The following is a 14,296-nucleotide window of genomic DNA, read 5'->3' on the forward strand; positions in this document are numbered from 1 at the left end:
CCCGATTCTTTCACGCTTGAATATAGTAATATACGCGTGTGAACTTTTCGTCCTCCCGCTGAACCAACTGCAGACCCAGGTTTCTACCCTATCCGGGCCGCGATTTGGTATAATAGAAAATATTTTAAGGCAACACATCGGCAAAGACGATTCATGGGGGCTTAGGAACGACATGCGGACGGTTTGGACGATTGTGAAATGGATCATTAAGCTTGCGCTCGGATTGGCGCTTCTGGCCGTGCATTGGTCGCTATTCGTTCTTTTCGTCGCCTTGCTGACACTGCTCGGCTGGCTGAAACAACGCAGAATGGAGCAAAGCCGACCGAGCGACGAGCCGGAGGACGACGTCGACTACAGGGAGTTCGAATTGTTCGACCTGGAGGGCAGGAACGAAGACGGTACCGATCGCCAAGCGATTTTCGACAAGTGCTACCGGGGGGACGAGGTATCCGTAAAATACAATCCCGCGCCCGGACACGAAAACCGGCTGGAGGTTTGGACGAAGTTCGGCCAGATCGGCTTAATCGCTCCATATTTCGCGGAGCAATACGCGGAAGTGTTCAAGTCGGGGCAGCCCGTGCGCGGGCGGATTAAAAAGATCTCCTCGGGCGCGAACGCATCCTGCACGCTGGAGATCGCGTTCCCCAGCGGCGACGACGTGGAGCATCGTTCCCGCGGCTGATCATACCGTTAAAAGAAGGGCGAGCTTACATCGAAGCTCGCCCTTGCGTTAACGCAAAAGAAAAGCCAGTTTTTGTTTGATACGCTCCTTCAAGAGGCGTTCATCCGTACCGTCGGTAAAGGCGTATCGAACGAACTCGTAGACGACTGCGCTATAAATTAACTCCACGGCCAATTCGTCCGGAAAGGCTGCGCTTAGGAGACGCTTCGCCTTCAATTCCTGAAGCGTCAGCTGTATATCGTTCACGGCCTTCAGGTCCTCTTGAAGCAGTTCCCCGAACAACACCGGGTTATTTTTATAGGCCGCGATAAAGGCAAGCAGCAGCTCCTTCAGCAATGGCTTGTCGATCGCGGTCAGCTGCCGGGAATAGTGCCAGATGAACGGAAAGACAATCTCCACGGGATCGTCCGTCGCCGGGCGCGGCCCGAGGGGTTCGCCGCCGGCGCGAAGCCGTTCCGCGAAAGCGGCAAGCAACAGCTCCGACTTGGAGTCGAAATAATTAAACGCCGTGCCCGACGCGACGCCGGCCTCTGCCGCAATTTGACTCGTAGTCGTATTATCGTACCCTTGCTCCAGAAATAATTTCTCGGCAGCTGCTAGGATTCTTCCCCGAAGTTCCGCCTTTTTCTTATCGCGAAGGCTCATGCCGCCACACCAACTTCATCTCATATTAAATCGGTACAAGCATATGCTCGGCGATTTCCTTAAACAACATCTTCTCGCTGGCAAGCCTCATCGTCAAGTCGCGAACGCCCGAGACGACAACACTCTTCGTAAACATAATACGAGCCAGGTTTCTGGAATTACGCTGGATGCTGTCGATTCGATTCTTCCTTCTCTTCACGAAGAGGGCGATGGCTTGCTCGACGGTCTTAACGCTCGCTCTGGACAACTCATCGTTCAACACCGCTGCGGATTCCAACGCCATGGATGCGCCGATGCCCGCTGTCGGAAGAAAACCCGCCGCCGCGTCCCCGATCAAGACCACGCGTCCGTCGGCCCACCGCTCGGTACTGAAGTCGCTTAACTCCAAGAAATTCACATCGGTGGCATAATCCAGCGCGCGTAAGACGGAAGGAACCAGCGTTCCCCCCATGGAATGGAATCGGCTCCGAATCAAGGATAACGTTTCTTCCCGCGACTGGGGCAGCCGCTCGGGGATCGGAACGATGGCCGTTCCGCTGTACCCTTGCTGCGTAGCCCCGATCCCAAGAAACTTGCCCCTTCCCCAAATTTCCGCGGCGTCCGCGCGACAAGACAGATGTTCCTTCCCGACCCAAAACCCCCACCCGCCCCAACCTGTGCGGCGAAGCGGAAGCTCTCCAAATACAAGGCTGCGGACCCGGGAGTGGATGCCGTCCGCGCCCACGACGAGATCGAAGGTTTCCTGGCGGCCATCGGTGAACGTGACCAGCGCCTTACGGCCGTCCTGTCGGATGTCGTCCACGGAGGTCCCCATACGGATCGGCAACCCGCCCAACCCGTTCCGTAGAATCTCTAACAGCTTATATCTTGCGATGAGGTGCGATTCCCCGAATTGCTTCGAAATATTGCCGAACTCGATGTCCTTCAAGACCCTCCCGTTCTCGCTATATACCTTGTATTTTGAAATCGGATATCCCGCTTCAACGTATTGATCGTACACGCCTAAGGCATGCAGCACTCTGCTTCCGATCGGCCACAGCCCTAAAAAATAACCCGCCTTCCCGTACTGCGCCGTCTTCTCGACGACAACCGGCTCGACGCCTCTCTTCGTCAACAAGCCGGCGAGACTTAAGCCGGCGATGCCGCCGCCCACGATTAGGATTTTCATGAACGCATCCCCTCCCCATTAATTCATGACTACACTCATTTATGAGTACACTCATAAATTTAACCCCCTTTTCCTCTTTTGTCAACCCCAGACAAAACAAAAGCACCGGACGCGTTCCGGTGCTTTCATAAGTCTTATGCTCGCTGCCGAACGGGGCAGCCTTGATCGCGGTAACGGCGGACCGGGGCGACTTCCCTCCTCGCATTAACGGCCGAGAGCGGAAGTCGCTTGGTTCGCAGGCTCCGGTACGAGTCCCTTGGCTTGCTTCCCGATCGACCGTCCGAAGGTGAGATGCGCCCCGAGCGTAACGGCCCAATACGCCGGAATGAGGACGAACGGGAACGGGAACCCGACGATATGGGAGACGAACACGCCGAGCATGACGGAGGCGGACAAGACGTACAGGATCGCCGTCAGCTTCGTCATCGAATGCGTGGCCCGGGCCATCGAAACGACCAGAAGAATTCCGACGCCCCAAAGCAAGTTGGAGAAGTCGATGCGGGACTCTACGATTTGAAAGACGGTCATCTGAATTTGCCTCACGATGTCCCGCTGCTCCTCCGTCGCCGCCGCGCCGTAACGCCGGGCCATATCCATCGCAGCCGTCCACTGCACGTTCCCCGCCGACATCGGAATCAAAAACCCTAAACCGGCCACGCCTAAGAACGTACTTTTTATCGGGAATTGGCGTTTATACAAACACGCCAACGCGACGAAAAATACCGTGACGGACCCCCACAATAGGATGATCGCCAGCCCCAGCAGCCGCAGCCCCGCCGGCTGTTCGGACGCCGCCGCCATGTAGGCCAGCTCCACGGGCGTATCTCCGGCCTTGCTCAGCAGCATGCCGATGGAGACGAACAAAAGCAGTACGGGCAATGGCAATACGTATACCCACCTCGACAAAAATCGCAGCCATAGTCTCTCTTCATTCACGGATAACATTGCTCTCAGCTCCTTTCGTTCCAAGATTACCCGAAAGGTCCTTCGCAAGATATTATCCGAAAGTAGAAACTGTGGTAGACCTTGCTCTAAACAGAAAACAACCCCGAACCGCCTCTGCAGAGGGATTCGGGGCGCACCGCTATAGGGATGACTAGTGCCGATCCAGCCGTTCGCGCATCGCCCGGACCGCCGCGGCCAACGCGCGTTCGCCGTACGCCGCGCTCGCCTTCTCGCGCGGGTCTTCGCCGAGCGCTACGCCGGCGAGCGGCGCCGAAGGCTCAGGGTCGAGCGCCGCGAGGTCGACCGTTTCCGGCGCCGTCGCGAGCAGCAACGACGTCTCGTATGCGGCCGCATGATCGCCCTTGCCGTCGTCGGAAAACTCGGCGTCGTCCAGCGTCAGCACGAGGCAACGGCCGCCTTCTTCGGCGTATTGCGCCTTCGCTTCCTCCAGCGGCTCGCGCAGCGGGTAATGGCCCGGAATCGCCACGATCGCTTCGAAGCCGTAGGTTTCGATCTGGAACAGCGTATGGACGACGAGCTCCTTCCAGAGCCGCCAGCCGCCGCGCGCCTTCGAGCGCTCCGCGTCTCTCGCGAAGCCGTCCCGCGGCACGGCGAGCGCCGCGCCCATGGCTTCCGCCGGATTGAAGGTCGGCGCCCCTTCCGGCGCCGGATGGTAGGGCGACCATTGCACCGTCGCGCGCGGCACGTCCCGGTCGAGATGGCGCTCGCAAATTTCGGCCCGATTGTCGCCGTAATACAGCGTCGGCATGACGACGCCGCCGATCTCCCCGGCGAGCCGCTTCGCGAAGCCTTCCGCCTTCAAGCCGTCCAAGCCGTACGGGTTGTGCAGTCCGTGCCACTCGAGGATGCCGAGCGGCAAGTACGCGACCGACCGCTCCGCGCGGGCGCGGGCGATGCGCTCCGGGCGCATTCGGTGAAATTCGTTCATGATTGCGCTCGCTCCTCCTTCGGATTACGAATGATAATTCCGCGGCCAGTTGAACGCCTTCAGCGCCTCCAGCAGCTCCGCCGGCAACGGCTCGCCGTCCGAGACGGCGACGTTCATGTCGACCTCCGCCGGCGTCTTCATGCCGGGAATCACGACGCTGACCGCCGGGTCGGACAAGCAGAAGCGCAGCGCCACTTCGGCGAGCGTGCCATACCGCTCTCCCGTCACCCGCCGCACTTCCGCCTTCAGCTCCTCCACCCTGAGCCGCGTCGTCTCGAACCGGTCGCCGCGGAAATAAATTTTCCGCACGTCGCGCTCGCCCCATTCATCGTACGTCGACGGCGTCCAGTTGCCGATCAGGGCGCCTTCGTCGAAGGGGACGCGAGCGATCACGGCGACGCCGTTGTCTTGGCACACCGGGTTCAACAGCTCCCGGGGACGCTGCTCGAATACGTTGTACACCACCTGCTGGCTGACCGCCTTGCCGCTCTTCGCCAGCTCCACGCCGTTCTCGGGACGGTAATCGCGGATCGACACCCCGATTTCGCGAATCTTTCCTTCTTGCTGCAGCTGCGTCAGCGTATCGTACCACTCGGTTTCCCGCATACCGGAAGGGAACCATCCGTGGAGCTGATACAAATCGATCGCCTCGACGCCGAGCCGGCGCAGGCTCGCCTCGCATTGCTCGCGCAAATACGCCGCCGGGTATCGCCCCGCGAAATCCGGATCGTCCTCGTCCGGCTTCGGCCAGACGACCGGTTGCACCTTCGTGGCTACGTACACGTGCGGACCGTCGTATTGCTTCAGCGCCTTCCCGATCACTTCCTCGGATCGGCCCTTGCCGTACATCTGCGCCGTGTCGACGAAGTTGATCCCTCGATCGAATGCATGCAGCAACGTGCGGATCGAATCGTTGTCGTCGACCGCGCCGAATTCGCCCCCGAGCTGCCAGCCGCCGAAGCCGATTTCCGACACCTTCCATCCCGTCTTGCCGAACGTCCTATATTTCATCGAGCGCCCATCCTTTCGCACACCTTTGGGTACTTTCGGTTCTTTCCCCTCAGCGTACCTTCACGCGCCTGCCGTATTCTTGGACGATCCGCCAAACAATATAGGCGATTTGCCGCGCGCCCCCTAACGTTTCGAAACTTTTCCCTTGATAAAGATGCCCCGCCCGCACCGTCCAAACGGAAGGTAAGAAATCTAATGGGAAGTATGACACGTAATCGGTTAACGCCGCAGCCCCACAAATCGTTGACGCCCGTGGATAACGTTCCGGCGCAAGCGACGATCGCAAATCCAATCGCCATCTACCCCAGCCACGTCCGCTCCCCGCCCTTCGCCTCGACGATGTCGCCGTCGACGCTGAGCCATACGGACGCGGCGGAAGGGTTATAGACGAAGTCGCAGGCCGCGGAAAATTGCAAACGGTCGAAAGCTTGCAGGTAGTCTACGATCTCTATGTTCGTAGCGTACCAAATAGTTTCGCGGCCCCCGATAAACTCGCAAAACCGCTCGATGACGTCCCAGTTACCTTGTTCATCGAATTCATAGCTATGTCCCCATACGTACATCATGTACAGGTATTGCCGCTTATGCAGCGCATCGAAGGCCTTCGCCGTCTCCAGCAAGTCATGTTTGTGGTGGCAGGTCGGATTCCATTCCAACAGCCGGTCCGGCATGGCGAACGTCTTGCTGCTTTGGACCGTCCGCGCATAGGCGATCCCCAGGTGCGGCAACAAATCGATAATGTCTTTGCTGTAGGACCCGTTCGGATACGACATGCCTCGCACCGTATATCCCGTCAGCCGCTCCAGCGCCTTCCGGTCCTCCATAATTTCGTAAACCAATTGCTCCTTCGGCGAGCGAGCGATCGTGGGGTGCGTCACGGTATGCGCCGACACCTCATGCCCCGCATACACGGTGCTTACCTCATCCGCCCCGATCCGATCCCCGACGCCGAGCAAGCCGGAGTTGAGATGGAACGTGCCTTTCACGCCATAGCGATTGAAAATGTCCACCAGCCTCCGGTCCGCGTTACGGCCATCGTCATAACTCATCGTAAGCACCTTGTGCTTGCCCCCGGGAAAACTTTTGACGATCTGTTTCATGCGCTCGCCCCCAACCTTTTTCTGACCTTATTCTTTCCTGAACCGATAGCCGACGCCCCATACGGTTTCGATGTATTTCGGGTTCGACGGGTCCTCCTCGATTTTCTCGCGTATTTTCCTGATATGTACGGTGATCGTGCTGCTGTCTCCGATGGAATCCGCCGACCATAGACGCTCGAACAGATGCTCCTTGCTAAAGACGATATTCGAATGCGTCGCCAGAAACGAAAGCAGCTCGTATTCCTTCGCCGTTAAGACGCGCTCGACGTCATTGACGAATACGCGGCGGGAACGGGTTTCGATCGACAGCGCGCCGATCTTGATCGCATGGGCGTCGCCATCTTTATGAATGAGCCTCTGATAACGAGCGATATGAGCTTTGATCCTGGCCACGAGTTCGTTCGGATTGAACGGCTTCTCGATATAATCGTCCGCCCCGCGGTCGAAGCCTCGGATTTTATCGATATCCTCCTTCTTCGCGGTAACGATCAAGATCGGTATATCGACCTCGCTTCGCAATTTCTTGCACAGTTCGAACCCGTTGATCCCCGGCAGCATGAGATCGAGGAGAATTAAATCGTAACCGTTCGTCAACGCTTTCCGAAGCCCCTCCTCCCCTGTGGTCGCAATGTCGCTTTGGATTCCGTACGCCTCCAGATAGTCTCGCTCCAGCTCGGCGATGTGGCTTTCGTCCTCGATAATCAGTACGTTAGGCATCCGTCCTCCCGCCCCCTCCCGCAGCTTTCATAAGGTAGAAAAAGATGATCGTCCCCCGGCCCTCGGTACTGGCTGCGCCGATCCGCCCGCCATGCGCCTCGATAATATGCTTGGCGATCGCCATCCCGAGTCCGCTGCCTCCGGTGGAGGAATTTCTCGCTTCGTCCGCACGGAAGAAACTTTCGAAAATGCGTGGGACGGATGCCGCCGCGATCCCGATACCGTTGTCTTCGATTTCGACCTTCGCCTCGTTCAGCTCGGAGCTTACCCGGATTTCAATCGTCTTCGTCGCTTTCTCCATGTATTTCAAGCTATTTTGCACGATATTGTCCACGACGCGGCGGAGCTGCGTTCGATCCGCCCACACCATGCAAGAAGTATCGGCATCATGCGGAAAGACGACTCGGATTCCCGCCTGCTTTAAGGCGGGCTCCGACTCGTCTATATACTCGAGAAAGAAGCGAGTTACATCCAATGCCTCCAAGTACATCGGCACTTGATTCAGGTCAAGCTTCGAATAAAGAAAGAGCTCGTCGATCATCTTCTCCATCATGACGGCATTCGAATAGATGATGTGGGCGTAGTGCTCGACCTTCTCCGGGGATCGAGCCACGCCGTCCAAAATTCCCCGCGAGTACCCTTTGATCGAAGTCATCGGCGTCCGAAGATCGTGGGAGATGCTGGCGATGAGCTCTTTGCGGTTCGCTTCGTATTTCGCCTGCAATTGCTTGGCCTCGAGCAACTTCATGCGCATCTGTTCGAAGACGGAAGCCAGCTCGCCGATTTCGTCTTTGCCGGTCGTCGATACAGTAAACGCTAAGTTGCCGTGCGATATTTCCTTCGCCGCCCGGGACAGCATGCGCACCGGTCGCAGGATACTCCTCGAAACGAGGTAGGTAATCGCTCCGTTGGACACCGCGATCGCAACGATGAGTCCCAGGATCTGGACGGTCATAAACCATCTCAGATCGTCGCCGACCAGTTGACGGTTTAACCGGTGAACGAAAATATATCCGGCAATGATTTCGATGAAAAGATATAACGCGAAGGGGGCGACGACCATCGCGATATTCGAGAGGATCAACTTTTTGCGAATGGACATCGCGCACCGCCTCTAGGGAATGTGGAGCCCGCTCCATAACGGCCTTGTACGTTTAGTATATCGTGTTCCTTTGACGGAATAAAATTCCGCGAAATCCGGCTCGATCAGGAGGAATGATCGTGTTCCGCCTCGCCCCGGTCGGGCAGCCGCCTCGGCACCCGGTTTTCCGTTCCGGGCTCGACAATGACGAACTGTCCCATCATTCCGCTGTCTTCGTGGTAGAGCAGATGACAATGGTACATATAAGGCGTATCGGGATCCGCGTAACGTCCGAAATCGACCGCGATTTTTACCGTTGTTCCGCTTGGGATAAATACTGTATCTTTTCTTCCTCGTTCATAAGCGGACGGGGGGCTCCCGTTCCTATCGAGTATGGTGAAGACCGCGTCGTGAATATGGAAATTATGGTCCCATCCCCGGTTGCGGATCACCCATATTTCCCGTGCGCCGGCCGGTATGACATGATCGATTCGATGCATGTCCATCGCCTTGCCGTTAATCTCCGATTTCGTCGTGAAATCGAACGTGCGCACAGTTTCGCGATGCTGCGCGTCGATCGGCGGCTCGGCGGAGAGCCGCCGGGGCAGCGGCGGAGCGGGCGCGAGCGAACGGTCCGCGATCAGCTTCACAAGGTCGAAGTCGCTGTGCGTAATTCCGTCTCTCTTCACGGGAAAGCTTCGCAAGAGCGTCTCCTCCCCGGGTTCGAATTCGACCACGATTTCGGCGCGCTCTCCCGGACTTACGACCAATCGATCGATAGACACCGGTTCGGGCAACAGTCCGGCGTCGTTGGCGATCAATTCGAACGTTCTGTTATCGGAAAAGCCGATTTTGTACACTCTGGTATTCGAACCGTTCAACAATCGAAAACGAATTCGATTCGAAGCGACCTTCCAATGCGGGTCGTGCGTACCGTTGATTAAAATTTGATTACCCAAGATGCCGAAGGGCGCTTGAGTCACATTTTCGTTGAACGCGCCGTCGGATTTGAACTTCTTGTCTTGGATGACGATCGGGATATCGTTCACGCCGTACTCGGAAGGCAGCTTCCGGGATTCCTCGTCTTCGATGAGAAACAGTCCCGCAACTCCCCGATACACGTGTAGCGCGGTCTTCTCGTGCAGATGCGGATGATACCAGGTCGTCGCCGCAGGCTGCTCGATCGTCCAATACGGCTTCCATGACGCTCCCGCCTCGATCATCTGGTGGGGGCCTCCGTCCATCGCGGCCGGCAGCCGCATTCCGTGCCAGTGGAGCGTAGAAGCTTCATCCAATCGGTTGATGACCTCGAACGATACTCGATCGCCCCGCGAGACGCGAACGGTCGGTCCTAAATAGGACCCATTGACCCCCCATGTCGGCGTCTCGACCCCTTCGAAGAACTCGGTAGCGCCCGACTGCATCGTGATTGTAAAATGCTTTCTGCCCTCTTGATCGATCGTCGGCTCGAGGAGCGGGGGGATGTTCAACAAGTTTGTAAACTCGAGTTTCGGCGCCTCCATCGTATCGTTCGAGCAGCCGGCTAAGCCGGCGATACAGCACGCCAAAACCAATAATCGTAAAGCGAGTCTTCGATTCACGGCATTTGCAGCTCCCTTCGGGTTTCATCGTTTCCGCGGTCTCCCGGCGAAAACCAGTTTTCCGGCGTTTCGCGCCGTCGAGATCGACAACCAAAACAAGACGGCGGCGAGAATCGGATGAACGGCGCCGGCCCCCGGAACATTCGCGGTAAAGTACTGCGCGAGGACGAGGAGGAACAGGAGCGCGCTCCTCCAGCGCATTCCGTTCGCACATTTGCCTAACACCGAGAAAACAAGCATCGCAATAGGGACGAACTCGAGCGCCCGCACGAATACGATATGACTGTACCAGTAATCGGCATCCGAGAATATCGCCATGCCCGCGATCAAGATTTGCGCGGTCACGCCAGCAGCGAATACATAAGCGAAGCAAAACAACATGTATCTAGCGGTGTTGACCACCATGCATCGCTCCTATCTTTTACGTCATCGAAATTTTTTCGCCAACTGCATCATAAGCTTTGGTTCTTAACCCACGATTCTCGAATTCTTAATAAATTCTTAAATAACAAAAAAAGCCCCCGCTTTCGCAAGGACTTCTTAGTAGTTAGGAGTCGTCACCTGTAAGTAATGGTATACGTTCGCTGCGGCTCGAGCGCCAGCTCGTATAAGCCTCCTCCGAGCTCTTCGATTCGCCCGTCCGCCGAATACGGATCGGCGTCGCTGCGAAAGCGCAGCTTGCCCGCGCCGCCCGCGCCTCGCACCCGAATCGTCCGAAGGTCCATGCGGACCTCGACGTCGCCGTTCGGCGTAGGGACGACGCCTTCGATTCGCTCCAACCCGCCGAGCGCCGGTTCGACGAGGTACGTCGCGTACCCCGGCGAGGTCGGCCGGACGCCGAGGAAATACCGGCCGAATAAGTAGATCGGACTGGCGCCCCAGGCGTGGCAGAGGCTCTTGCCGAAAGGCCGGCCGTACATGGCGTACAGCTCCGCGCCGGATTGCGTCGGATCGTATTCCTCCCAGAACGTCGTCGCGCCGAGATCGAGCATCCCGCCCCAGTACGCGAGGATTCGCTCGACGACCTGTCGGTGTTCCCCGGCTTCGCACAGCGCCGCCAATTCGTAAAACTTCATGTACGGCGTCTTGATCGCCGGTACGTCGGGGTTCAGCAACACCCGGCGGATGACGCTATCCCGCTTCGCCTCGTCGAGATAGCCGAACAGCAGCGCGAAGAGATTCGGATATTGCGTTATGGCCTCGCGCCGCACCCCGTTCAGGCGGCTATGCGCGAACGCGCCGCGCGAATCGTCCCAGAACGCTTCGAAAATGTCGCGCTTTAGCGTCCGGGCTCGCTCCGCATATGCCGACGCGTCCGCCGCATGGCCAAGCAGGGACGCCATCTCGGCCGCCGCTTCGAGGCTTCGGCAGAGCAGCAGCTGTTCGAAGCACAGTTCGCCGTCCTTCTCCATATCCGCCCAGTCGACGAACACCCAATCGCCGGGCAGCCCTTCCATCATCCCGTTCGCGTTCGCCCGGCCGAGACAAAACTCGAGCAGGCTGCGCAGCTTCGGGTACATCGCGCGCAGAAACTCGAGATCGCCGCCGTAGAGATAGTTGTCGTACACCCCGAGGATCCAATAAAACGAATAGTCCATGATGAAGTTCAGGTGCGTGCCGACGGGGTCCTTGCCGCGAAGCGCCACGAGCGTTCTCCTCGTCACGGCTTCGTCGAAAAACAAATAATCGTTCAACAGAAAGCTCTGGTAAGCATCGCCCGACCATACCCAGCGGTCGCGCTTGATGCCGTCCAGGAAAAACTCCCTCGTGTTCAAGTGCAGCGTGTACGCCGCCGTATCCCAAATGTCGTTCAGCCGCTCGTTCGAGCAGCGGAAGACGCCGCGATACGTCAGCGGCAAGTATTCGTACTCCGCCGCGAGGCCGCCGATCCAGAGCCCGTCGTCCGGCACCGCCCGGACATAACGGAACGCCCGGGAAGCCGGTAGTTCGAAAGAGACCGTCGACCCGTCGATCGTGACGTCGTCGAACGTCTCGCAGCCGTCCGGCGACATCGCTTCCTCGAGCGATTCGCCGTAGTACACGCGGACGCGTCCGGCGCCCTCGACGCCTGTCAACGTGACATAACCGAACGTCTCCCGGCCGAAGTCGGCGAGCAGCGTCGGTCCGTCGGAATCGTGTCCGCTCGCCCGCTCGATCCGGACGGGCTCGAGCGGCTGTCTCGCGAATCGGAATTCGGACGGGAGGCGGGACGGATCGCCATCCTGCCAGGTGCCTGCTTCCAGCCAAACTTGGTCGCATCGCGACACGTGCCAGGACGCGTCCGTCCATACGGTCTCCCCGACCAACAAAATCGCCGGCACCGTCTCCGGGTTGTATACGCTGACGACGAGCTCGTGCTCGCCCGCCGGAATCGTAAACGCGTCGATCTCGTACACCATCGCGCCGTCGATCACGACGTTATGCCTTCCTTCGGCGTACAAGACGACGCGTTCCGACCGGTCCAGATGGACCTTGCGTCGGAACTTCACGCTCTGCTCGTGCCCGTCGATCCGCCAGAACGGCGGAATGAGGACGCCCCGTTCGTCCCGCCGCATGGACACTTTCTTGTGGAGCCAGATTTCCTGATCGCCGGGGTACCAGATCCAGACCGCTCGGTTATTCGTCATCCCGCTTCCCTCCGCTTTCCTCGAAGAAGGCGATCCAATCCTGCACGATCCCTTCGATCCATCGTTCGCCCCGCGCTCCGTCCGCCTGATCCGCCTCGTTGCCGGGCGCCCAATTCCACGGATAATCGCCGCGGCGCAGCGTCGACATCCGAACGGCGTCGGGGCGCAGCGCCAGCATCGGCTCCGTCTCGCTGATCCCCCCATGGCCGCCCGGCCATGGGGACGGACCGACGGTAAGGCCCATGACCCTCACGTCCATGAGCCAATCGCCGCAGACGGCGTGCGTAACGGGATCGCTGTACCAGCCTTCGCCGCGTTCGCGATGCAGCTCGTTGAAGATTTCGGCGGCGGCCATCCGGAAGGCGACGCCTTCCGGTCCCTCCGGTCCTTGGTGATGCACGATCGCGACGAAGCGGCGGAAGCCCATGCGGTATAGCGAGTAAAGAATTTCTTTCACGTAGTCCTTGAATACCCCGGCGTGAATATCGATCGTCCCCGTCTTCGGTCCGCCGACCGCATAGCCGGTAGGACCGTAGGCGATCGCGGGCGCGACGACGATGTTCGCGTGCGGCTCCACCCGCTTCACGATTTCTTCGACCAGGATGAGGTCCGTCCCGAACGGCAGATGCGAGCCGTGAAACTCGATGCAGCCGGCGGGGACGACGACCGGCCACCGCTCCGCGATCGCGCGTTCCAGTTGGTCCGGTCCCATGTACGCTAAGTAGCTCATCGATCCGGCACCTCCCGGTATGCGATCGGTACGCCGTCGATCTCGACCGTCGCGCCCGCTTCGCCGATCGCGTCCGTCACCCGGCCGCCGGCGAACCGAAGGCCGATCGCCCGGCCTTTGCGAATCGAGACGCGCCGGCCGCCGAATTCGAAGCTCGCATCGACGAGACCGCCCCAACGCGGGATCAGCGTCAGGACCGCACCGTCGCCGTCCTCGTCGTAAGCGACTTTGGACAGCGTGCCCGGGGGCGGCGCAACGTCGCGGAAGCCTTCGAGTTCATGAAGCAGCGGTTCGAAATAAGGGGTGAGCGGCAGCTCGAACGCATAATACGACACGTTTCCCTTGCGGACGCCGAGCGTCCGTCCGTCGTGAACGATTTGCGCTTCCGCGGACTCGTCCCCTCCGGTTTGCAGCGCCAGCGGGAAGCACAACATCGGGATTTTCTCGCTCGTAAACCAGAGATCCCACTCCACGTACTCGTATTCGCCGACGTACGCGACTCCGGCGCGCTCGCGCCCGTTCGGCGCGGCGCCGGTCAACGCCGCGAATTCGGCGCGGACGTCGCGCCCTTCCGTCGTGCACGCGGCCGGGGGGCCGATGAAGATCAAGCGCTTGCCTGCCGCCGCATACCGCCGAATTCGCTCCCAAGCCGCCTCGGGCAGCATGGACGGCCACAACACGATCAACGCTTCGTACCGGTCGAGGCGATCCTCGAACGTCGGCACGACGTCGATCTCGATGTGATGCAGCAGCATCTTATGAAGAAGCGCCTTCATGCTCAGGCGGTGATAATGCATGAAGGGGTCGTTCCGATATGCGACGCCTTCCCAAGCGTACAACATTGCGACGCGCGGACGGCTCGCGGCGGTTCCGACGAACGCCTGGAACGCCCGTTCGATCGCCGTGCAGCGCGCCGCGTCCGCCCAGGTCGGATGCTCCGGGTAACCGGGACCGAACGGCCCGGTGCGCCCGTACGCATGGCCGATCCAACGCACGTTGCGCGCCGCAAGCAACCGATGGAAGTATTCCATCTTGCCCGA

General features: G+C 59.1%; 14 protein-coding genes. 1 reads left to right on the forward strand and 13 read right to left on the reverse strand.

Annotation, left to right across the window (positions count from 1 at the left end; all coding sequences use genetic code 11):
• Nucleotides 1–172: 172 nt before the first annotated feature.
• Complete coding sequence (locus VEZ38_RS09970) at nucleotides 173–682, forward strand: hypothetical protein (protein WP_324893208.1); 510 nt, start codon at nucleotides 173–175, stop codon at nucleotides 680–682.
• A gap of 48 nt (nucleotides 683–730) precedes the next feature.
• Here VEZ38_RS09970 and VEZ38_RS09975 read toward each other — a convergent pair whose 3' ends face one another.
• The 13 genes from VEZ38_RS09975 to VEZ38_RS10035 form a co-directional block, all read right to left on the reverse strand.
• Nucleotides 731–1,327 carry a TetR/AcrR family transcriptional regulator gene (locus tag VEZ38_RS09975; protein ID WP_324893209.1) on the reverse strand — a complete coding sequence of 199 codons (597 nt, stop codon included), beginning with the start codon at nucleotides 1,325–1,327 and terminating at the stop codon, nucleotides 731–733.
• A 25-nt stretch (nucleotides 1,328–1,352) separates the two neighbouring features.
• A complete protein-coding gene (locus VEZ38_RS09980) occupies nucleotides 1,353–2,495 on the reverse strand; it encodes an FAD-dependent oxidoreductase (protein ID WP_324893210.1) in 1,143 nt (380 codons plus the stop codon).
• A gap of 204 nt (nucleotides 2,496–2,699) precedes the next feature.
• Complete coding sequence (locus VEZ38_RS09985; protein ID WP_324893211.1) at nucleotides 2,700–3,440, reverse strand: hypothetical protein; 741 nt, start codon at nucleotides 3,438–3,440, stop codon at nucleotides 2,700–2,702.
• A gap of 151 nt (nucleotides 3,441–3,591) precedes the next feature.
• Nucleotides 3,592–4,389, reverse strand: coding sequence for a creatininase family protein (locus tag VEZ38_RS09990; RefSeq protein ID WP_324893212.1), 798 nt, complete (start codon nucleotides 4,387–4,389; stop codon nucleotides 3,592–3,594).
• A 24-nt stretch (nucleotides 4,390–4,413) separates the two neighbouring features.
• Entirely contained in the window at nucleotides 4,414–5,400 is a 987-nt protein-coding gene (locus VEZ38_RS09995) for an aldo/keto reductase (protein WP_324893213.1), read from the reverse strand.
• Nucleotides 5,401–5,699: 299 nt separating this feature from the next.
• On the reverse strand, nucleotides 5,700–6,500 hold the full coding sequence (locus VEZ38_RS10000; RefSeq protein WP_324893214.1) for a polysaccharide deacetylase family protein: 801 nt from the start codon (nucleotides 6,498–6,500) through the stop codon (nucleotides 5,700–5,702).
• A 27-nt stretch (nucleotides 6,501–6,527) separates the two neighbouring features.
• Nucleotides 6,528–7,217 carry a response regulator transcription factor gene (locus tag VEZ38_RS10005; RefSeq protein ID WP_324893215.1) on the reverse strand — a complete coding sequence of 230 codons (690 nt, stop codon included), beginning with the start codon at nucleotides 7,215–7,217 and terminating at the stop codon, nucleotides 6,528–6,530.
• On the reverse strand, nucleotides 7,210–8,319 hold the full coding sequence (locus VEZ38_RS10010; protein ID WP_324893216.1) for a HAMP domain-containing sensor histidine kinase: 1,110 nt from the start codon (nucleotides 8,317–8,319) through the stop codon (nucleotides 7,210–7,212). The genes VEZ38_RS10005 and VEZ38_RS10010 overlap by 8 nt, the downstream gene beginning before the upstream one ends.
• A gap of 104 nt (nucleotides 8,320–8,423) precedes the next feature.
• Complete coding sequence (locus VEZ38_RS10015; protein ID WP_324893217.1) at nucleotides 8,424–9,899, reverse strand: multicopper oxidase family protein; 1,476 nt, start codon at nucleotides 9,897–9,899, stop codon at nucleotides 8,424–8,426.
• 24 nt (nucleotides 9,900–9,923) lie between these two features.
• Entirely contained in the window at nucleotides 9,924–10,304 is a 381-nt protein-coding gene (locus tag VEZ38_RS10020) for a DUF6220 domain-containing protein (RefSeq protein ID WP_324893218.1), read from the reverse strand.
• 152 nt (nucleotides 10,305–10,456) lie between these two features.
• Complete coding sequence (locus VEZ38_RS10025) at nucleotides 10,457–12,526, reverse strand: MGH1-like glycoside hydrolase domain-containing protein (protein WP_324893219.1); 2,070 nt, start codon at nucleotides 12,524–12,526, stop codon at nucleotides 10,457–10,459.
• Entirely contained in the window at nucleotides 12,516–13,256 is a 741-nt protein-coding gene (locus tag VEZ38_RS10030; RefSeq protein WP_324893220.1) for a creatininase family protein, read from the reverse strand. The genes VEZ38_RS10025 and VEZ38_RS10030 overlap by 11 nt, the downstream gene beginning before the upstream one ends.
• Nucleotides 13,253–14,296, reverse strand: a 1,044-nt coding sequence (locus VEZ38_RS10035) for a hypothetical protein (protein WP_324893221.1), incomplete at its 5' end; no start/stop codon positions are given. The genes VEZ38_RS10035 and VEZ38_RS10030, both read right to left, overlap by 4 nt.

This window comes from Paenibacillus sp. (assembly GCF_035645235.1).
Lineage (GTDB): Bacteria > Bacillota > Bacilli > Paenibacillales > YIM-B00363 > Paenibacillus_AE.

What these genes read in the sequence shown, in the direction of transcription:
- VEZ38_RS10030 (WP_324893220.1), bottom strand. Translation starts at nt 13,256, where the DNA reads ATGAGCTACTTAGCGTACATGGGACCGGACCAACTGGAACGCGCGATC.
- VEZ38_RS10020 (WP_324893218.1), bottom strand. Translation starts at nt 10,304, where the DNA reads ATGGTGGTCAACACCGCTAGATACATGTTGTTTTGCTTCGCTTATGTA.
- VEZ38_RS09990 (WP_324893212.1), bottom strand. Translation starts at nt 4,389, where the DNA reads ATGAACGAATTTCACCGAATGCGCCCGGAGCGCATCGCCCGCGCCCGC.
- VEZ38_RS09980 (WP_324893210.1), bottom strand. Translation starts at nt 2,495, where the DNA reads ATGAAAATCCTAATCGTGGGCGGCGGCATCGCCGGCTTAAGTCTCGCC.
- VEZ38_RS10010 (WP_324893216.1), bottom strand. Translation starts at nt 8,319, where the DNA reads ATGTCCATTCGCAAAAAGTTGATCCTCTCGAATATCGCGATGGTCGTC.
- VEZ38_RS10000 (WP_324893214.1), bottom strand. Translation starts at nt 6,500, where the DNA reads ATGAAACAGATCGTCAAAAGTTTTCCCGGGGGCAAGCACAAGGTGCTT.
- VEZ38_RS09975 (WP_324893209.1), bottom strand. Translation starts at nt 1,327, where the DNA reads ATGAGCCTTCGCGATAAGAAAAAGGCGGAACTTCGGGGAAGAATCCTA.
- VEZ38_RS09970 (WP_324893208.1), top strand. Translation starts at nt 173, where the DNA reads ATGCGGACGGTTTGGACGATTGTGAAATGGATCATTAAGCTTGCGCTC.
- VEZ38_RS09995 (WP_324893213.1), bottom strand. Translation starts at nt 5,400, where the DNA reads ATGAAATATAGGACGTTCGGCAAGACGGGATGGAAGGTGTCGGAAATC.
- VEZ38_RS09985 (WP_324893211.1), bottom strand. Translation starts at nt 3,440, where the DNA reads ATGTTATCCGTGAATGAAGAGAGACTATGGCTGCGATTTTTGTCGAGG.
- VEZ38_RS10025 (WP_324893219.1), bottom strand. Translation starts at nt 12,526, where the DNA reads ATGACGAATAACCGAGCGGTCTGGATCTGGTACCCCGGCGATCAGGAA.
- VEZ38_RS10005 (WP_324893215.1), bottom strand. Translation starts at nt 7,217, where the DNA reads ATGCCTAACGTACTGATTATCGAGGACGAAAGCCACATCGCCGAGCTG.